This is a genomic window from Acinetobacter sp. YH12254 (genome assembly GCF_013417415.1).
Lineage (GTDB): Bacteria > Pseudomonadota > Gammaproteobacteria > Pseudomonadales > Moraxellaceae > Acinetobacter > Acinetobacter pseudolwoffii.
Genome location: NZ_VPEB01000007.1, coordinates 1 through 19,802, shown reverse-complemented (window position 1 = coordinate 19,802; position 19,802 = coordinate 1). Strand labels below are relative to the sequence as shown.

The window sequence follows — 19,802 nt, the reverse complement described above, 5'->3', positions numbered from 1 at the left end:
TTCACGCAATTATTCACGCACTCACACCTGTATTTTTAAAGTTTAAAGCTTGGTTATGGAGCTGTTGATCTGCATACATGAAAATACTGAATCTTTGCTTAGCCCGTGCTTCTACTCAGTCGAATAAAATCGTTAATTATTCAGCTTAAACCTGCATAAATTCCCTAGATTTTATCTGCTTTATCATGGCTTTTTTTTCATCGGCGCTTTACACAAAGCCCGGCAGTTATGGCATAATCAGCATAATTTCTTGTATTTATTCTCGGTATTTCTTTTATGAATCTGGAGCGGGTCGATCTCAATCTATTAATTTATCTTGATGTACTTCTTCGCGAAAAAAATGTCACCCGTGCAGCCGAACAATTGGGCGTTACCCAGCCTGCCATGAGTAATATTTTACGCCGATTACGCAATTTATTTAATGATCCTCTCCTGATCCGTTCTTCTGAAGGCATGACACCAACAGAACGTGCACTTGAGTTACAGCCACGTATCCGCGATGCGCTGGCTGACTTGTCCATGATTCTGGAACCGCGTACCGAGTTCCGTCCTTATACGTCAAATCGTGTCTTCCGGATTATGACCTCGGATTATGCCGAAGCGACACTGGTTCCTCGGCTGGTCAAAGCCTTACGTTCAGAAGCACCGAACGTGGTCTTGGACTTTCTAACCCCGAGTGATGTGTCTTATCGTGACATGGAACAAGGCAAAGTTGATCTGGCGATTAACCGTTTTAATGAAATACCGCAAAGTTTTCATCAGGTTCTGGTCTGGCGTGACAGTTTTTCCTGTTTATTAAACAATAAACATCCGGCTGCAACCAACCTGAACTTAAAAAGCTATCTGGATGCACAGCATATCTGGGTCTCTAAAACCGGTATGGGTGTAGGCTTTGGGGTCAACCCGGAGAAACAGGCCGGTTTAGGCTGGATCGATCAGGCTTTGGAACGTATTGGCCAGAAACGTAAAATCTCGGTCTTTACCCGTCATTATCAAATGCCAGGTTTATTGGCCTCCAATGTCGATCTGGTGGCAACCCTGCCTTCACGGATCGCACGCCTGCAAGCCAAGAATCATAATTTAATTCTGAAAGATCCACCATTTTATATTCCCGAATTTGAACTCAAAATGGCATGGTGCCCTCTATTGCATCATCACCCTGCACATCGCTGGTTACGTCAGCTGATTTTGTATGTTGCGCGTCAAATGATTGAGGAAGAAAATCGTGAATTCCTGAGCAATAATTCTCAATTTTCACACTATTAAACTCAAATTCTTCTAAATTCTTATTTTTTAAGATTATACTTTGAAGGCTTGAGAGGTAGTTTTTACACCTCAAGCCTTTTTTTGTGTTAAAAATATCCCAAGATACTATTCATCCACAGGTGGATTTGTGAGCCTCTTACAAAATATCGTGATTATCTTAATACTCATCGCGGGGGCCGGTTTTTTATCTTTAACAGAAATCGCCCTCGCAGGTGCCCGTAAAGTCAAACTGAAAATTCTGGCTGAATCGGGTGAACATCGCGCTCAAAAAGTTTTAGATCTACAAGAAAATTCTGCTGACTTCTTTGCAGCCTCTCAAATCGGTTTAAATGCAGTCGCCATTCTTGGCGGTATTTTAGGTGAAGGAGCCTTCCGTCCTTATATTTTTAATTTTGTTTCCCGCTTTTACCAGGGTCCTTGGGCTGAGAATATTAGCTTTGCACTTTCCTTTACTGTCGTCACTTCTTTATTTATTCTATTTGCAGACTTGATGCCGAAACGTCTGGCCATGATTGCACCAGAAAAGATCGCAGTCTCGGTCATTGAACCCATTCAGATTTTCATTAAAGTCTGTAAGCCTTTGGCCTGGCTCATTAATGTTATTGCCAACATGCTGTTCCGTCTGTTTAAAGTGAATACCATTCGTGATGATAATATTACCTTTGATGATATTTCCGCAGTGATGGATGCAGGTGCGCAGGCTGGCGTACTGCAAAAACAGGAACATCATTTCATTGAAAATGTATTCGAGCTGGAAGAGCGTAATGTACCTTCGAGTATGACTACCCGTGAGAATGTGGTGTTCTTTACCCTAAATGAACCAGAAGAAAGTATTCGGCAAAAGCTGGCGGAATATCCCTATTCCAAGTTTCTGGTGTGTAGCAATGACATCGACAGTGTGATTGGTTATGTCGATGCCAAAGATATTCTGGTACGGATTCTGAATAACCAGTCGCTGCTACAGTTAAATGAAAATACCATCCGTAATGTCCTGACCATTCCGGATACTTTAACTTTATCGGAAGTTCTGGACCGTTTTCGCTCGACCAAGGAAAAATTTGCCGTCGTCATTAATGAATATGCGCTGGTGGTTGGGGTGATTACCCTCTCCGACATTATGATTACTGTAATGGGCGACTGGGTGACACCAATTGAAGCCGATCAGCAAATTATTAAGCGTGACAATAATTCCTGGTTGATTGAAGGCAGCACGCCAATTGAAGACATGAAACATGCGCTTGAAATCGACTCAATGCCAGATGAGGAAAATTACGAAACACTGGCTGGTTTTATGATGTTCAAGCTGCGTAAAATTCCGCGTCCTGCCGATACCGTCATTCATGCCGGTTATAAATTTGAAGTCGTCGATGTCGATCATTTCAAGATTGACCAGTTGCTGGTGACTCGGATCATTGAAATCAATCCATTAATTCAGGAAGAATCAGAATAATCTGATTCTTCCTCTATTTTAAAATAAAAATCATAAGGATAGAGTGATGTCCATTTCTGCGCTGTTGGCTTGTTTTAGTTTTTATTCAGGACTGTATTTAATCTATTTCTTTTTTGCTCAACAACAAAATCCGCTGTTCTTGTTTTTAGCGATCATTTTATTGATTTTTGCTTGCATCATTACCCCTTATGGTTACCAGCGTCACCGTGGCCATTATGACCGAACCATGAGTTGGGGACAGTATTTGGCCATACCTTTGATTTTATGGGGACGACTATTTATCGTTCCTATCAGTTTTATTTTAAGTTTGTTTTATTCAAACCAGTAAATTCAATCATAAAAAAGCACCTAACGGTGCTTTTTTACATCTATTGAGGTGCTTAGATCTTTGTTAACAATGCATCTAAAACAGCTTGATAGTGAATCTGGATATCATCTTCTAGAATCTTGTAAGCATTGTCGAACTGCACCATAGGCCAGCCTTCTTTCCAGAATGGAAAAATATTATGCAGGTCATGGGTAACAATCGCATCTTCACGCAGAATCGCTTGTGCAATCTGGGACAGCACTTGTGCCGTTTCAGCGCCATCAATCGCCATATAGTCGATTCCGCGCGCTTTTAAAATACGGACGCGGTCTTTTTTATAACGGATTTTTTTGATTTGTGCCGTATTCAGGCCCAAAGCCAAAGATACCGCTTCGACAAATTTGTCTTCAAATGACTGATTCAATGCCACTAACGCTTCTTTATGCGCTTCCTGACGACCAGCTTTACCACCCTGACGAATCACTTCTTTCGCCTCAGTATTTAGTTCATCCTTTTTCATGCTTTGCAGGATGTCTAAAATTTCGATGTCGCTTAACGCCTCAGGAGATTGATCAGTCATAAACTGTCCTTAAAAAAATAAATCTTGAATCGGCTATTTTCGCATAATTCGTGGCTAAAAAACTAAAATCTTCGTGATTAAAGCAATGATAAGCGCTGAAAATGGATTTGTCCTGTGATTCTGCGTCAAATCGACTATAGTGCCTGTGTCTATTTCTGAATCAATCTCTGGATGATGCCCACTACCCAAGTGACTTTGTTACTGCAGCAACTTCAACAACAGTATCCGACTGCATTTAAAGGCAATTACCTGTTCTATAGCCAGATCAAAATCCGTGGGATCTGGGATAAAGCCAAGCTTTTGATTCCCTGGGTCTTGGCGGCCATGATTTTTATTCCCGTCAGTTTGATGTTCGGTGACGTCATAAAGCAATCTTTTGTGCAAGTGAGCGAATTTCAGGCGCAAAGTTATGCCATTTTGGCGATACTGTTGTTCCTGATGTTGAGTCTCACCTTAATTCTGCAACAGGTTCAGCATTCTTCTTATTCGCTATATCAGTTATTACGCCATACCCCAATCAAGATGGCTGTGGTGATTATACTACAAACCTTAAATCTGTTTTTTGTACAAAGTAGCCTGCTGATGTGGAGTTTATTCTTTTTTGGAGTGAGCTTTGGCTTTATCCGTTTTTATCGGGAAAACTTGTTCCGGGAAAACAGCCAAAATACTGAACATTATCAGTTGCAACAATTACGTAGAATCTGCTTCTGGGCTTATAAACAGACCTGTATGCTTCGACTAAAATTACATTTTTGTTCAAGCAATCATCCTCAGCGTGCCGAACTAAAACAGCAATTAAATCACTATGCCGAATTATATACCCAGCTGCTGAAACATGAGCATCAATACTGTAAAACCATCAAGCATCTGGATGTCGACAGTTATTTGGACGAGAACTCATAGTGCTCTATCATTTTGATTAGCCATCTTGAATATTTTTAATAAGGGTCCTTAAAAAAACAGATTGATTTGCTAGTTTTTTTAGAGAGAAGCCACGGAATTGCTTGAAAAGAAAGCAATCATTTAGAAATGTGCTTGCCAAGCTTTATTTCGTCCTCTATTATTGCGCACATGCCCGAGTGGTGAAATCGGTAGACACAGGGGATTTAAAATCCCCCGCCCACAAAGCGTGCCAGTTCGAGTCTGGCCTCGGGCACCATTTTAATCTTTATTAAAATGGTGCAATAGAAAACCCAGCATTAGGCTGGTTTTTTTGTGCCTGAATTTTATTCTTTTAGCGCGAAATCCTCATGTCAGAATTAAAATACTTCGATCTCGCCACATTACAATTACGCCATCCAGACGCTTTTTTCCTGAAGCTGCGTTATAGCCGCTTCAAATTTAATGCCCTGCAAAATCTCCAGTTTGTGATCGCGATTAATTTACTGTCTCTTTTAATCTGCGTGGCCTGTAGCATCAGCTCAGTACTTCTGGAATATTATTTTTTCAAGAATGCCACGATCGCCTTTAATGTCACCTTGATCATGTTAATGGCCCTGCTTTATCCCTATATCTGGTATGCACAATATCAGGCGCAATTCAGCTCCAAAGCCTATAGTCAGCGCTTGCAGAACTGTCTGTATCTGCAAATTCCGATTTTTCTGGTTTTATTGCTGAATCTGTATGTAATTCATTCAGATATGTTGGTGATCATCAGCATGATCATTTTAGCGCTTTCCTCTTTTGGCGCTGTGACCTTAGAACCTTTATTTAAAAGTTCTTGTAGTGCAATTGATCAGATCAAACTGCAAAAACTGCGGCAGCTGGCCTTTTGGGCCTATCAACAGTCCAGATCCAAAACACCGCAACCGATTCAGGACCAGTCAAATCTGCAGGCTTATTACCAGAATCTTTATCAGCAATGCATGCATGAAGAGCAAAAATTACTCAGCTCGATTCGCTTTAAAAGTTTTAAAGACTATTTCTACAAATAATAAAAAACCCTGCAGTAGCAGGGTTTTATCGATCACCATTCACGATTGGTAATCAGCTCTTCCATTTCAATCTCGAACAACCCGTGCTCTTGCACCACCATCATCATGGCTTCGGCAATATAATCTGCAGCGGTATCATCCAGAGATGAATCCAGATCTTCAAACTGCGGTTTCATGGCATTAATATCAGCAACGGTCAGATGGGCAAGCTGGTAAATTTCTTGATCTGACAAAGCTGATTTAGCGACTTTTTGGGCAAAATGTTCGATGTGCTGTTTGATTTCAGCAACCAGAATATCGGGATAATACGCATCATCGAACATGGGGAGAAGTAAATCTGCAAACATTACAGGCACTCTAAAAGATGACAATTTAATCTAAGCGTGCCTATATAGCACATTGTTGCCTGAAAGCCAAACAACATTGCCAGATGCTTACTCTCCCGCCATCAATGTCTACGCCATCTGCATGGCTTGCCAGACTCTAATCGCATCCGCTGTCGCTTTCACATCATGTGCCCGTACCATACAGGCGCCCTGCTGAATACTGAGCAAATGTGCTGTTGCCGAACCCACCGCACGCGCCTGTGGTTCTGCGCCATCTAAGACAGCCCCAATAAAGCGTTTACGTGATAAGGCAGATAAAATCGGATAACCCATTTCTGTCAATTTATAAAATTCTTGAAGCAGCTTGAGATTTTGCTGGGCATTCTTGGCAAAACCAAACCCCGGATCAATCATGATATTTTCGGCTTTTACTCCTACATCCAAGGCATCCTGAACACGTTGAGATAGTTCGCCAATCACCTCGGTAGTGACATCCTCATATTGATCCAGATTGTTCATGGTGGTCGGCTCACCACGCATATGCATAATGATTACCGGAATATTTAATTCAGCGGCCGTTACTAAGGCATTGGGGCGGGTCAACGCACGGACGTCATTCCAGATATGCGCTCCGGCCTGAACCGCTGCACGAATCACTTCTGGTTGTGAAGTATCAATCGAGAGAACAACATCATGTTTTGCCAAGGCTTCAACCACAGGCACCACGCGGCGGATCTCTTCCTCTACGTCTACCACAGCGGCACCCGGACGGGTCGATTCCCCGCCGATATCAATTACGGTCGCACCTTCAGCCATCATCTCCAGCGCACGTGCAACTGCATCTTCTTTTTGATTATGCCGACCACCATCACTAAATGAGTCGGGGGTGACATTGAGAATTCCCATCACATGCGGCTGAGATAAGTCCAGTTTTAACTCACCAAATGTCCATACATGTGGTCGTAAAGGCATCAGCTGCATGTTTCCATTCTCGTTCACAATAATTCGAATATTGTCTTATGGATAGAGCAATAAAGCAAAGCTCGATAAGACATTTGCCCATTAGTTTTGAGTTAAATATAGCATTCAGAAAATTATCATAAAAATGACTGACATAAAAAAACCACCCGAAGGTGATTTTTTATTTAACTTAGTTGGCTGGCAATGGCGGTGGCGTTAACGGGCCATCATCTGGGGTTACATCAATCACAGGATTTTCTGCAACATAGACTTTTGGCGGTTGAGGCTCACGACCTTCCATAATGTCACGGATTTGATCACGATCAATAGTTTCCCATTCCATCAAGGCTTTGACCATCGCATGGGCAACATCTTTTTTACTTTCCAAGATATCGCGTGCGACTTTATATTGCTCATCCAGAATACGACGGATTTCACGATCGACTTCTAACTGGGTCGTTTCAGAAATACTGCGACTGCCAATACTACCCATAAACGATTGCTGTGCATCTTCTTCATAGACCATGACGCCCATTTTGTCAGACATACCGTATTTGGTCACCATCGCACGTGCCATTTTAGTTGCACGTTCGAAGTCGTTTGAAGCACCTGTCGACATTTGGTTAATGAAGACTTCTTCTGCAATACGACCACCAAACAAAATCGAAAGTTCATTCAACATTTTGTCTTTATAATGGCTGGTTTGGTCAAATTCAGGTAGCTGCCAGGTCACGCCCAATGCCCAGCCACGCGGCATAATGGTGACTTTATGCACAGGGTCTGTACCCGGCAAACTTTCAGCAACAATCGCATGACCTGCTTCATGATAAGCCGTCGCGCGACGCTCTTCATCACGAAGTACCATCGACTTGCGCTCAGGACCCATATACAGCTTGTCTTTTGCATCTTCAAAGTCATGCATATCGACGGTGTTCTTGTTACGGCGTGCAGCAAACAGAGCAGCTTCATTCACTAGGTTTGCCAATTGCGCACCCGAGAAGCCCGGTGTACCACGTGCAAGAACCTTAACATCCACACCTGTCACTGAAGGCAATTTTTTCAAATGCACATTCAGGATTTGTTCACGACCTTTGATGTCTGGCAAGCCAACCACAACTTGACGGTCAAAACGACCTGGACGAAGTAATGCTTTATCCAGTACATCTGCACGGTTGGTTGCAGCAATCACGATAATGCCTTCATTACCTTCAAAGCCGTCCATTTCAACTAGCATCTGGTTCAGTGTCTGTTCACGTTCATCGTGACCACCACCGGTACCTGAACCACGGTGACGACCGACTGCATCAATCTCATCAATAAAGATGATACATGGCGCATGACGTTTCGCCTGTTCGAACATGTCACGAACACGGGATGCACCGACACCGACAAACATCTCAACGAAGTCAGAACCTGAAATACTAAAGAATGGAACTTTCGCTTCACCGGCAATGGCTTTGGCAAGTAGGGTTTTACCTGTACCCGGAGGACCAACCATTAACACACCGCGTGGAATACTCGCACCCAGACGTTTAAATTTGGTTGGATCTTTCAGGAAATCTACGATTTCAACGACTTCTTGTTTAGCTTCGTCACAACCGGCAACATCGGTGAAAGTGACTTTAATCTGGTCTTCAGACAACATTTTGGCTTTAGATTTACCAAAACTCATTGGGCCGTTTTTACCACCTGCACCGCCACCCATGTTGCGCATAAAGAACATGAATAACAAAATGATTAAAAGCACAGGGAAACTTGCAATAAGCAACTGCATGAGCAAGCCTTGACGTTGTGGTGCTTCACCTTCGACCACAACATTATTTTTAATGAGGCTTGGCATCAGCTCAGGATCCTGAACTGCCGGACGAATACTTTCAAACTCTGAACCGTTTGATTTTTCGCCACGAATTCTTTCGCCGTCAATAACAACTTGTTTAATTTGGCCAGCATTGACCGCGGCAACAAACTCTGAGTAGTTCATTGTAGTCGGTTGATTGCGGTCACTGACGTTGCTGAAGATTAACACCAGCACACCCAGTATCACGAGCCACAATACGGCATTCTTAAAAAGATCGCTCAAAGCTTTATTCCCATTCCAATCTAATTTGATCATGCCCTGTTCAGGGTGACCTTAATACTTAAGCTGTAAATTAACTTACAATTATCTGAAAACGTACAAAATGCACAATTTTTAACGACTTGGCAAGTAGACTTATTTTAAAGCCTTCTTGCGTCCCTGCCCGATCAGGAAAACTTCTTTAGAGCGAGCACGTGATGCCAAGGGTTTAGATGTTTTCAGAATATCAAAACTATCAACCACTTGCTTACGGAATTCATCAAAACCTGAGCCTTGGAAAACTTTTACCACAAATTGACCTTTAGGGCCTAGCACCTTATTGGCAAAATCCAGTGCAAGTTCACACAAGTAAATCTGACGCGGTTGATCTACAGCCTTATTACCTGATGTATTGGGGGCCATATCTGAAATTACAACGTCTACAGTACGACCATCTAAAATTTCTAGCAGTTTTTGGAAAACTTCTTCTTCACGGAAGTCACCTTGCAGAAAAGTGACATCTGGTAAAGCATCCATTGGTAAAATATCAGATGCAATCAATAAACCCTTATCGCCAACAAGTTTACCGGCAATCTGTGACCAGCTGCCTGGCGCTGCGCCCAGGTCGACCACAGTCATACCAGGTTTAATGATTTTATACTTTTCTTGCATTTCTAAGAGCTTATATGCTGCACGCGCACGATAGCCTTCCTTTTGTGCCTTTTTCACATAAGGATCGTCTAAATGCTCTCTCATCCAATCACGACTACTTTTAGATAACTTTTGGTTGGTAATGCGTGTAGCCATAACTCTCTAAATAAAAAAATGTCTCATTATATTAATTGTACGTGAAAAAGACTTATTTTGCAGTATACATGTGTATCTAAATCTAAGGCTTTTGCTCTCTCCGTGGACAGATTGAATATGATTATTTCCTGATAATTTACAGCGTTTATTTTTTGCTTTTGCTATACTAAGCCGTTTTAAAATTCAGGTTATCTCTCATGGCGGCTTTATCTATTCAGGAACGTAAGCGTTTACGTCAAATCGGACATACACTTAACCCAGTCGTGATGCTAGGTGACAAAGGTCTGACGGAAAATGTCATCGAAGAATTAGCGCGTGCTTTAAACGATCACGAACTGATTAAAGTTAAAATTGTCGCTGAAGATCGTGAAGCGCGTGCAGCGCTGATTGCTGAAATTTCAGAAGCGACTGGTGCTGAAGTGGTTCAAACTATTGGTAAAATTGCACTTCTTTATAAGAAAGCGGCAAAACAGAACCAAAAATTGTCCAATCTTGTTCGTTTCGCTCATTTGTCTAACTAAGTACAGGACTTATGGCAAGTTACGAACTTAGCGCATTTGATCGCCGTTTTCAGGCCATCTCTCTGGTTGCTGCCATTGAACAGCAAGGTCCATGTAGTTTAAATGTGGGCTTCTGGATCCGCGATCCCAATCATTACATCCTGTGGCCAGACATGGTAGCTGCACATCCCCGTCAGGATTTCTTGTGGGAACAGACCTGCTTTGAAATTTTTATTGGGGTTCAGGGTGAAGATTTTTATCGTGAGATTAATCTCTCCCCTTCTCAGGCCTGGCAGGCTTATCAATTTGAAGAATACCGCTATCCTGAAGATATGCCACCACAAGCTGCAGATGATATTGAGCTGAATCAGCTCAAACGTACCCATTATGGTCTCAATGTCAGTGTGGATCTGACCGATTTTATGGCAACACATAAACTCAAATGGGAAAACTTGTTCCTGGGTTTATCTGCTGTTTTAAAAACCTCGCAAGGTGACCAGTACTACGCGATGCAGCATAGTAGTCCTCAGGCAGATTTTCATAATAAACGTGACTGGTTGCATGTATTTTAGATCAATCAAACCTGTATATCCTCTGTCTGAATCTGTAATAGGCTGATAAAACGTGAGACTTGAAGTCTCACGTTTTTGTTTGTCTCTAGACAAAGTAGTTAGCTGTGTATGGTTATTTTGCATTTTCTTGTTTTTGAACATCTTAGAGTAGCATTTTAATGAGGTAACTGATGCTGGCTCCGAATGGCTTTCACTGCAGCATAAAGAATAAAAGTAAAAGTGAGTACCATGAGCAGAACAGTCCCCAAAACCAGCCCCAGTACGCCCAAACATAACACAATCACACCCAGATAAAGTATGCGCCCCAAGCCGCTTTCCAGATTAAGCAGCATAATCAATATCAATAAAACAAGCACACCTACCAAATAATGCCGTGGCATCGTAACCCCTTCTGATTATTATTGTGAGTCCGTTTTGCTACATAAAGACAAAGGAGAACATGTGATTGTTCTCCTTTTAAAGAGCAGCCTTTCAACGCAGCTTAACTTTTCAGCTCAGGCTTTTTGTCTGAACTTTCTGCTTTCACTACCGGCTTGACTTTTTTCAGCACTTCAATGGTGCTGTCTTTAGAACGTTTTAAGGTATCGGTCAAATGCTCTTTATGTTTGGTCGAAATTTGACTGACATCCTCTTTCAGTTCCTTGCCCAGACTGGACAAGTCTTCGATCACTGCATTGAATTCTGTTTTGATAAAGCTCTTCAATTCAGTTAATTCTTTTTGTGAACCGAAGATCTGCTCCTTTAAAGTGTCAATTCGCTGCAACACCTCCTGCTTAAATTGGCGCAATTGTTCCTGTACGGTATCGGTCAATTGCTTGGCTTCAACTTCAAGCTTTTCTTTACTTTCTTCGATGCTTTCAAGTGCTTGATCTTTCGCCTCTACTGCTACTTTTTCAAGCTTCTCGGCAGTTTCTGCCACGACGCTCGGGCTGGCTTTTTGGGATTGGGTAGATTTTGATGCTGTAGTCATTTGTCTTGTTCCTATTTTTATATTGACTGAGCTATAGTAGTAGACTTGATAAAATTTAAGATTTGATTTGTCTGACAATTATTAATTGCTTACATTTTTTCACCCTGCTCACAAAACAGACTTCCACTCAAAAAGCAAGGCATTTATCTTATACTTTCGCTGTAAAGCCATTGGACTTCAAGCATCATTCTGCGTATAATGCCGTGTTAAGTTCAAGCGAGCAGACATAGGAGGGTAGGTTTAAAAATTAGCCTTCCTTTTTTTTCGTCTTCTCGCTTTTTTACAGCCTAAATTTCAGGAGCTTTGGTTTGAGCACCCCAGCAATTTTAGCCCTTGCCGACGGAACTATCTTTAAAGGTACTTCGATTGGCGCATCGGGTAGTACGACTGGTGAAGTCGTTTTCAACACTGCCATGACTGGCTATCAAGAAATTTTGACTGACCCGAGTTATGCACAGCAACTTGTGACACTGACTTACCCGCATATCGGTAACACAGGCTGCAATGAAGAAGACGCTGAATCAGGTCGTATTCATAAAGTTTGGGCCAACGGATTGATCATTCGTGACCTGCCTTTATTGCACAGTAACTTCCGTTCAACCCAATCATTAGCTGAATATTTGGTACAACACAATGTTGTGGCAATTGCGGATATCGACACGCGTAAATTGACACGTATCCTACGTGACAAAGGTGCGCAAAATGGTTGTATCCTTGCTGGCGAAAATATCACTGAAGCAGAAGCGCTTGAAAAAGCACGTGCCTTTAGCGGTTTAAACGGTTTAGACCTGGCAAAAGAATGTTGCGATCCTGAGGGCTTTGAGTGGACTGAAGGCTCTTGGGCATTAGGCAAAGGTTTCTCTCAACCTGAACTTAAATTCCATGTTGTTGCATACGATTACGGTGTCAAAACCAACATCTTACGTATGCTCGCAGACCGCGGTTGTAAACTGACTGTGGTGCCTGCGCAAACTCCTGCTGCTGACGTACTTGCTCTGAATCCAGATGGTGTGTTCCTGTCGAACGGCCCTGGCGATCCAGCTGCATGTGACTACGCAATTGAAGCTGTAAAAACAATTGTAGAAACCACTGAAATTCCAGTATTTGGTATCTGTCTAGGTCACCAGATCCTTGCACTTGCAAGTGGCGCCAAAACACTAAAAATGCCTCACGGTCACCACGGTGCCAACCATCCTGTGCAAAACCTTGAAAATGGTACAGTGATGATTACTTCTCAAAACCACGGCTTCGCAGTTGATGAAAGCAACCTGCCGGATGTATTGCGTGTAACGCATCGCTCACTGTTTGATGGTACTAACCAAGGTATTCATCGCACAGACAAGCCTGCGTTCAGCTTCCAGGGTCACCCTGAAGCAAGCCCTGGTCCACATGACTGCGCACCATTGTTCGATCATTTCATCGAACTTATCGAAGCATCTAAGAAGTAATTAAGGAAGCATCATGGCTAAACGTACTGACATTAAAAGCATCTTAATTATTGGTGCGGGTCCGATTGTCATCGGTCAGGCATGTGAGTTTGACTACTCAGGTGCTCAAGCATGTAAAGCCCTTCGTGAAGAAGGCTACCGCGTTATTTTGGTCAACTCGAATCCGGCGACCATCATGACCGATCCTGCAATGGCAGACGCAACGTATATCGAACCGATTACCTGGCAAACTGTTGCACAAATTATTGAGAAAGAACGCCCAGACGCAGTTCTTCCCACCATGGGCGGTCAAACTGCATTGAACTGTGCCCTTGCCCTTGATGAGCACGGCATTCTAGAAAAATACAATGTTGAATTGATCGGCGCGACCAAAGAAGCGATTGAAAAAGCTGAAGACCGCAAACTCTTCGACCAGGCAATGCGTAAAATTGGTCTTGAATGTCCAAAAGCAGATATTGCCGAGTCAATGGAAGAAGCTTTAACTATTCAAGCACGCTTCGGCTTCCCCGTGATTATCCGTCCATCATTCACGATGGGTGGCTCAGGTGGTGGTATTGCATATAACCGTGAAGAGTTCATTGAAATCTGTGAACGCGGTTTCGATCTTTCTCCGACCAAACAGTTATTGATTGATGAATCTTTAATTGGCTGGAAAGAATACGAGATGGAAGTTGTTCGTGACAAAAATGACAACTGTATCATCGTCTGTACCATTGAAAACTTTGATCCAATGGGCGTGCACACCGGTGACTCCATCACTGTTGCGCCTGCACAAACGCTGACAGATAAAGAATTCCAGTTACTTCGTAATGCATCTTTAGCTGTACTTCGTGAAATTGGCGTAGAAACAGGCGGTTCAAACGTTCAGTTCGGTATCAACCCGAAAGACGGTCGTATCGTTGTGATCGAGATGAACCCACGTGTTTCTCGTTCTTCTGCCCTTGCATCTAAAGCAACGGGTTTCCCGATTGCGAAAATCGCGGCGAAACTGGCTGTAGGTTATACCCTTGATGAGTTGAAAAATGACATCACGGGCGGTACAACACCGGCTTCATTCGAACCTGCGATTGACTACGTTGTAACGAAAATTCCTCGCTTCAACTTCGAGAAATTCCCGCAAGCAGATGCAACTTTGACGACTCAGATGAAATCTGTCGGTGAAGTCATGGCCATTGGCCGTAACTTCCAGGAGTCTATGCAAAAAGCGCTTCGTGGTCTTGAAGTCGGTGCTTCTGGCTTCGATGAAAAAATCGAAATCGGTGCTGAAGGTGCGAAAGATAAAATTCTTCAAGAACTTAAAGTGCCAGGTCCTGAGCGCATCTGGTTCATTGGTGATGCATTCCGTCACGGCTTTACACTTGATGAAGTATTTGCTGCAACCAATATCGACCCTTGGTTCCTGATTCAAATCGAAGACATCATTAAAACTGAAGAACAGATTAAATCTTTAGGTTTTGGTGATTTGAACGCGGACAACATCCGCAGCTTCAAACGTAAAGGTTTATCAGATCTTCGTATTGCAGACTTGATGGGCATTTCACAAAAACAATTCCGTAAACACCGTTGGAACCTGGGCGTAACCCCTGTTTACAAACGTGTCGATACATGTGCTGCAGAATTCGAATCTGATACAGCATACATGTACTCAACTTACGATGAAGAATGTGAAGCAAATCCATCAACGCGTGACAAGATCATGGTGATTGGTGGCGGGCCTAACCGTATTGGTCAAGGCATCGAGTTCGATTACTGCTGTGTACACGCAGCGCTTGCAATGCGTGAAGATGGTTATGAAACCATCATGGTCAACTGTAACCCTGAAACGGTTTCTACAGATTACGACACATCAGACCGTTTGTACTTCGAACCAATCACATTGGAAGATGTGCTTGAAATCGTACGCATCGAGAAGCCTAAAGGCATTATCGTGCAGTACGGTGGTCAAACACCTTTGAAATTGGCTCGTGCTTTGGAAGAAGCCGGTGCGCCAATTATCGGTACATCTCCAGACGCGATTGACCGTGCAGAAGACCGTGAACGCTTCCAGCAAATGATTCAGCGTCTGCAACTTCGTCAACCGAACAACAGCATTGTAAAATCTGCTGAAGAAGGTATGGCTGAAGCAGCGAAAGTTGGCTATCCACTCGTTGTACGTCCATCATACGTTCTTGGCGGTCGTGCCATGGAAATCGTCTATAACGATGACGAATTGAAACGCTACTTACGTGATGCAGTTCAAGCATCAAACGAAGCACCGGTTCTTCTTGACCGCTTCCTTGATGACGCGATCGAAGTTGACGTGGACTGCGTATCTGACGGCAAAGACGTTGTGATTGGCGGTATCATGCAGCACATTGAACAAGCGGGTATCCACTCTGGTGACTCAGCATGTTCGATTCCTCCTTACTCGCTTTCTCAAGAAGTACAGGACGAAATGCGCCGTCAAACTGTTGCAATGGCAAAAGAACTGGGTGTAATCGGTTTGATGAACGTTCAGTTTGCAGTAAAAGGCACTGACGTTTACATTCTGGAAGTGAACCCACGTGCATCACGTACTGTACCGTTCGTTTCTAAATGTATCGGTGAGTCTTTAGCAAAAGTTGCTGCACGTTGTATGGCAGGTCAATCTCTAGAATCTCAAGGATTCACTAAAGAGATTATTCCTCAGCACTTCTCTGTAAAAGAAGCGGTGTTCCCATTCAACAAATTCCCGGGTGTTGACCCAATCCTTGGCCCTGAGATGAAATCGACTGGCGAAGTCATGGGTGTTGGTAAATCATTTGGTGAAGCGTTCTATAAAGCTGTATTAGGCTCGAACGATCGCTTACCAGGTAAACCAACTGAAGGCGAAGTAAAACATGCGTTCCTGTCTGTTCGTGATTCAGATAAGCCGCATGTCGCGCGTATCGCTCAGCAACTGGTAGACTATGGCTTCAAGTTGCTTGCAACGGGTGGCACATACAGCGTGATTACTGAAGCGGGTATTGCATGTGAACGTGTGAATAAAGTAACCGAAGGCCGTCCTAATATCGTGGACCGCTTGAAAAATGGCGAAATTCACCTCATTATCAATACATCTGAAGGTAAACAGGCTCAGCAGGATTCGTTCTCGATCCGTCGCTCGGCACTACAAGGCAAAGTGTATTACACTACCACCTTGAACGGTGCTGATGCTGTGTGCCAAGCTTTAGCAATCAAGTTGCCAATGGATGTATATCGCTTGCAAGACCTAACTAAAGGTTAATTAAGTTTCCAAGAAGTCCCGCTGCCTTCTTGGTGGCGGGCTTTTTTTTATTTATAGATTTTATATCTTTCAACTGACTTTTGAGGGACAACATGCAACGTTATCCTATGACACCTGAAGGCAAAATTGCCTTAGAGAAAGAATTACATCAACTGAAAACAGTTGACCGCCCTCGTATCACGGCTTCGATTGCAGAAGCGCGCGAACATGGCGACTTAAAAGAAAATGCGGAATATCATGCAGCCCGTGAACAGCAAGGTTTCTGTGAAGGCCGTATTCAGGACATCGAAGGTAAACTGGGCGCTTGCCAGGTCATCGATGTAAAAGAACTGGAACAATCAGGTCGTGTGGTTTTTGGTGTGACTGTTACCATTGAAAACCTGGATACTGAAGAACAAAAAACCTATAAAATTGTAGGCGATGACGAGGCAGATTTTAAGATCAATAAAATTTCTGTGAACTCGCCGATTGCACGTGGTCTTTTGGGCAAAAACGAAGGCGATGACGTGAAAATCAATACACCAAACGGTGAAGTTGAATACGAAATTGTGAAGGTTGAATATCTTTAATATTTAAAGTTATTTAATTTAAAGCCCCTCTTTTGAGGGGTTTTTATATTTAGCTATCGAACTTCAACAGATGATCGTGGTACTTATTTCAAGAATCCTGATGCCAGTAACTTGAACGCATGTAAGGCCTCAGGGAGTACCTGTGCAGGATACTCACTCGAAGCCACCCATAATGCAGCATTCATGGCTGCACCATTTAAAAACACTGCCGCTGCTTGTGGAGATACAGGTTTCAATCGATCTGCTGCCAAGAGCTGTTCAACGCACTCACGGGTAGACTGCAAACATTTGTTTTGACTCGGCCAATGTGCCGGATCACCCAGTACGGCCGGCCCATCACGTAATACTATACGCTGAAACTCCGGATCCAAGGCATGTTCAATATAGGTCTGTCCTTCAAGCAGCAAGCCTTCCCAAAGATCCTCAGGCTGTTCCAGATGCTGCTGGGCATATGCCGCCATCTCTGAATCGATCTGATCGACTACAGCAGCAAACAGACCCTTTTTATCACCAAAATGATGATAAAGCGCACCACGGGTCAGCCCCGCTTCTGCCGTGAGCTTATCCATTGAGGTATCTGCATAGCCATATTCAGCAAATGTACGGCGTGCAACTTCAATCAGTTTTTTGCGGGTTTCCGCCATTTTTTGTTCACGAACAGACATCAATTACTTTACCTCATCATCACAAAAATTTTAATTGACATACGTATCGTATGTCAATTATGTTTAATACATACGAAGCGTATGTGAAAATTTACGGCGCTTTAAAATAATTTTTCATCTAGGTTTTAACGAGAATAGTCATGACCAGAACTGCAATATTTCCTAAAGACCGCCATGCCCTATATGAACAGCATGGTTATTCGGCTGCAATCAAATCGCAAGATCTGCTCTTTGTCTCGGGTCAGGTCGGTAGCCGTGAAGATGGCAGCCCCGAACCTGATTTTGAAAAACAGGTAGAACGTGCTTTTGAAAATTTAGCTGCGACCCTCGCAGCGGCAGGTTGTAGCTTTGATGATATTATCGATGTGACGACTTTTCACACTGACCCAGAAGTACAGTTTGAAAGTATCATGAAAGTTAAGCAGCAAGTGTTTAATCAAAAGCCTTACCCAAACTGGACGGCTGTTGGTGTGACCTGGCTAGCGGGTTTTGATTTTGAAATTAAAGTCATTGCACGTATTCCCATCCAGTCTGCTATAACTTAATCATTTGCTTTATCCCTACTCGCTGGATTGTCTTTCGAGATTATTCAGCCAGTTTAGACGCCGATTAGGTATAATTTCTCATTCCTTGATTTTTGTATCTCCCTTATGGCCGAAAAGTTAATTAATTCCCCTGTAAACCACTGGTGTGAGTTCGAGTTCATCTCTAAAACGGTGAAAAATCCGAATATTCATATTAATGGGAACTATTCTTACTATTCGGCCTATTGGGATCAGGGCTTTGAGCGTTGTGTGGTGCGTTATCTGCATGATAAGCCCTCTACGCCAGAGAAGCCGATTGACCAGCTTCATATCGGTAATTTCGTCTGTTTTGGCGCAGAATGCGTGATTATGATGGGTGGCAACCAACTGCACCGTACCGACTGGATTTCAGCCTTTCCCTTCGATACACGCAGCTTTGTGCCTGCTGGCGATACATTCATTGGCGATGGTTGCTGGATTGGCTCACGTGCCATGATTATGCAAGGTGTAACGCTTGGCGAAGGTGCTGTGGTGGCAACAGGTGCCGTGGTCACCAAAGACGTTCCATCATACGCAGTGGTCGGTGGCGTGCCTGCCAAAATTATTAAATATCGTTTTCCTAAAGCAGATATAGAAAAACTGCTTTCTCTTAAACTCTATGACTTAGATGAAAAGCAGTTTTTAAAAATGCGTGAGCAGTTGCAAACAGATGATGTTAGATCACTGCTACATGCCTTTACTGCGCTTGAATAAAAGGGATTAACACCAAACTCCGCTGTTTATATTCGTCGATTTTATTATTTTTAAGCCAGTTTATATTCAAATAACTTAAACGCCATTCATAATAAGCCAATCCTACATCTCTATAGCTGATCTTAAGTACGGTCTCCTTCTGATCATCACAATAATTATTCTTTTTATCTTTCATATCTTTGTAGCAGGAAAGTCGATTCTGGTATTCGTAAAAAGGTAAATGCTCGAAGACCAGTTTTGTCTTTCCTTTTGGAAGTAATTGAATAAACTGTGCATTCTGTTCACCTGCATCATTTGAAACCCAGCCATGAATTAAGGCAATAGCATAACTATGCCGATTGAGTGGGTATAAGGCAGGATATATAAATTCTATACCACTCTTATCCTCTTTAAGCGCATAAACCTGTTGATACGTGGTTAGATCCCAATAATCAATGATTTGATATTTTCCAAGATTTTTTGAAAGCTGAATAATTTGTAAATTTTCATCAATTAAATAATATTTTTCAGCTTCAGCAATTTTAACTACCCAAAGTTTTGCATCACGCTCATCACAACTAAATTTTACTTTTTGACAAATTGATCTTATTTCTGCTTTGGAAATATTTTTTTCTTTAAAAGGAAATGACTTAATTGAATCTGCAGCAAAAACAGGCAAAGCCATAAATAAAATTAAAGTTGATAGCATTAAATTTTTAATCATCATACATATTCTTGTTATTTGTTTTATTTTAACTATTGTAGGGCTTTGTTGCACAAAGATTTGAAATGCAAAGCGCCCCTAATTGAGCCAAATTTAAGGCGTAACTTGGGTAAGTGGTCGACCTAATTCCGTAAATCTGTTAAGGACTGCTACACGTGCATGGATCTC

General features: G+C 42.6%; 21 protein-coding genes and 1 tRNA gene. 13 read left to right on the top strand and 9 right to left on the bottom strand.

The annotated features are described in order from the left end of the window. Window positions 1-276 precede the first annotated feature (276 nt). From FTV29_RS06805 to FTV29_RS06795, 3 genes are all read left to right on the top strand, one after another. Entirely contained in the window at window positions 277-1,266 is a 990-nt protein-coding gene (locus FTV29_RS06805; protein WP_005097703.1) for a LysR family transcriptional regulator, read from the top strand. A 127-nt stretch (window positions 1,267-1,393) separates the two neighbouring features. Beyond that, a complete protein-coding gene (locus FTV29_RS06800; RefSeq protein ID WP_005097704.1) occupies window positions 1,394-2,716 on the top strand; it encodes a hemolysin family protein in 1,323 nt (440 codons plus the stop codon). 46 nt (window positions 2,717-2,762) lie between these two features. Beyond that, complete coding sequence (locus FTV29_RS06795) at window positions 2,763-3,044, top strand: hypothetical protein (RefSeq protein ID WP_005097706.1); 282 nt, start codon at window positions 2,763-2,765, stop codon at window positions 3,042-3,044. A 52-nt stretch (window positions 3,045-3,096) separates the two neighbouring features. Here the strand turns inward: FTV29_RS06795 and FTV29_RS06790 are convergent, their stop codons facing one another. Beyond that, window positions 3,097-3,603 carry a hypothetical protein gene (locus tag FTV29_RS06790; protein ID WP_005097708.1) on the bottom strand — a complete coding sequence of 169 codons (507 nt, stop codon included), beginning with the start codon at window positions 3,601-3,603 and terminating at the stop codon, window positions 3,097-3,099. A 174-nt stretch (window positions 3,604-3,777) separates the two neighbouring features. On the opposite strand from FTV29_RS06790, the gene FTV29_RS06785 reads away from it, so the two are divergent. The 3 genes from FTV29_RS06785 (at window position 3,778) to FTV29_RS06775 (ending at window position 5,537) form a co-directional block, all read left to right on the top strand. Continuing rightward, window positions 3,778-4,506 (top strand): hypothetical protein, encoded by a 729-nt coding sequence (locus FTV29_RS06785; RefSeq protein WP_180075286.1) that lies wholly within the window; start codon window positions 3,778-3,780, stop codon window positions 4,504-4,506. A gap of 170 nt (window positions 4,507-4,676) precedes the next feature. Further along, window positions 4,677-4,762, top strand: a tRNA-Leu gene (locus FTV29_RS06780). Between the two features lie 91 nt (window positions 4,763-4,853). Next, window positions 4,854-5,537: a hypothetical protein gene (locus FTV29_RS06775; protein ID WP_100329093.1), complete on the top strand. Its 684-nt coding sequence runs from the start codon at window positions 4,854-4,856 to the stop codon at window positions 5,535-5,537. Between the two features lie 32 nt (window positions 5,538-5,569). Here FTV29_RS06775 and FTV29_RS06770 read toward each other — a convergent pair whose 3' ends face one another. The 4 genes from FTV29_RS06770 to rlmE form a co-directional block, all read right to left on the bottom strand. After that, entirely contained in the window at window positions 5,570-5,884 is a 315-nt protein-coding gene (locus tag FTV29_RS06770) for a DUF5713 family protein (protein WP_005169878.1), read from the bottom strand. Window positions 5,885-5,992: 108 nt separating this feature from the next. Further along, window positions 5,993-6,844 (bottom strand): dihydropteroate synthase, encoded by an 852-nt coding sequence (folP, locus tag FTV29_RS06765; protein ID WP_159138239.1) that lies wholly within the window; start codon window positions 6,842-6,844, stop codon window positions 5,993-5,995. Between the two features lie 169 nt (window positions 6,845-7,013). Beyond that, window positions 7,014-8,903, bottom strand: a complete 1,890-nt coding sequence (gene ftsH / locus FTV29_RS06760; RefSeq protein WP_218946052.1) for an ATP-dependent zinc metalloprotease FtsH — start codon at window positions 8,901-8,903, stop codon at window positions 7,014-7,016. A gap of 132 nt (window positions 8,904-9,035) precedes the next feature. Next, window positions 9,036-9,686 (bottom strand): 23S rRNA (uridine(2552)-2'-O)-methyltransferase RlmE, encoded by a 651-nt coding sequence (gene rlmE / locus FTV29_RS06755; RefSeq protein ID WP_005097715.1) that lies wholly within the window; start codon window positions 9,684-9,686, stop codon window positions 9,036-9,038. A 197-nt stretch (window positions 9,687-9,883) separates the two neighbouring features. On the opposite strand from rlmE, the gene yhbY reads away from it, so the two are divergent. Together yhbY and FTV29_RS06745 are read left to right on the top strand one after the other, a co-directional pair. Then, window positions 9,884-10,207 (top strand): ribosome assembly RNA-binding protein YhbY, encoded by a 324-nt coding sequence (gene yhbY, locus FTV29_RS06750; RefSeq protein ID WP_005097716.1) that lies wholly within the window; start codon window positions 9,884-9,886, stop codon window positions 10,205-10,207. Window positions 10,208-10,218: 11 nt separating this feature from the next. Continuing rightward, window positions 10,219-10,758 carry a DOMON-like domain-containing protein gene (locus FTV29_RS06745; RefSeq protein WP_005169863.1) on the top strand — a complete coding sequence of 180 codons (540 nt, stop codon included), beginning with the start codon at window positions 10,219-10,221 and terminating at the stop codon, window positions 10,756-10,758. Window positions 10,759-10,913: 155 nt separating this feature from the next. Here the strand turns inward: FTV29_RS06745 and FTV29_RS06740 are convergent, their stop codons facing one another. Then, window positions 10,914-11,138 (bottom strand): hypothetical protein, encoded by a 225-nt coding sequence (locus FTV29_RS06740; RefSeq protein WP_005169862.1) that lies wholly within the window; start codon window positions 11,136-11,138, stop codon window positions 10,914-10,916. A 101-nt stretch (window positions 11,139-11,239) separates the two neighbouring features. Continuing rightward, a complete protein-coding gene (locus FTV29_RS06735) occupies window positions 11,240-11,728 on the bottom strand; it encodes a hypothetical protein (RefSeq protein WP_005097720.1) in 489 nt (162 codons plus the stop codon). A 308-nt stretch (window positions 11,729-12,036) separates the two neighbouring features. On the opposite strand from FTV29_RS06735, the gene carA reads away from it, so the two are divergent. The 3 genes from carA (at window position 12,037) to greA (ending at window position 16,989) form a co-directional block, all read left to right on the top strand. Further along, window positions 12,037-13,176, top strand: coding sequence for a glutamine-hydrolyzing carbamoyl-phosphate synthase small subunit (gene carA, locus FTV29_RS06730; protein WP_005097721.1), 1,140 nt, complete (start codon window positions 12,037-12,039; stop codon window positions 13,174-13,176). A 13-nt stretch (window positions 13,177-13,189) separates the two neighbouring features. Next, on the top strand, window positions 13,190-16,420 hold the full coding sequence (carB, locus tag FTV29_RS06725) for a carbamoyl-phosphate synthase large subunit (RefSeq protein WP_005097722.1): 3,231 nt from the start codon (window positions 13,190-13,192) through the stop codon (window positions 16,418-16,420). A 92-nt stretch (window positions 16,421-16,512) separates the two neighbouring features. Next, window positions 16,513-16,989 (top strand): transcription elongation factor GreA, encoded by a 477-nt coding sequence (gene greA / locus FTV29_RS06720; protein WP_180075255.1) that lies wholly within the window; start codon window positions 16,513-16,515, stop codon window positions 16,987-16,989. An 83-nt stretch (window positions 16,990-17,072) separates the two neighbouring features. On the opposite strand, the gene FTV29_RS06715 is transcribed toward greA, so the two are convergent. Continuing rightward, the gene (locus tag FTV29_RS06715; protein WP_159138242.1) at window positions 17,073-17,654 is read right to left on the bottom strand and encodes a TetR/AcrR family transcriptional regulator; all 582 of its coding nucleotides are present in this window, start codon (window positions 17,652-17,654) and stop codon (window positions 17,073-17,075) included. Between the two features lie 140 nt (window positions 17,655-17,794). Here FTV29_RS06715 and FTV29_RS06710 point away from each other — a divergent pair, with 140 nt between their 5' ends. Next, a complete protein-coding gene (locus FTV29_RS06710; protein ID WP_005169859.1) occupies window positions 17,795-18,199 on the top strand; it encodes a RidA family protein in 405 nt (134 codons plus the stop codon). 105 nt (window positions 18,200-18,304) lie between these two features. Further along, window positions 18,305-18,931: a CatB-related O-acetyltransferase gene (locus FTV29_RS06705; protein ID WP_005169858.1), complete on the top strand. Its 627-nt coding sequence runs from the start codon at window positions 18,305-18,307 to the stop codon at window positions 18,929-18,931. Here FTV29_RS06705 and FTV29_RS06700 read toward each other — a convergent pair. Then, window positions 18,915-19,637, bottom strand: a complete 723-nt coding sequence (locus FTV29_RS06700; protein ID WP_180075254.1) for a hypothetical protein — start codon at window positions 19,635-19,637, stop codon at window positions 18,915-18,917. The two genes, FTV29_RS06705 and FTV29_RS06700, sit on opposite strands and share 17 nt — an antisense overlap. Between the last annotated feature and the right edge of the window lie 165 nt (window positions 19,638-19,802).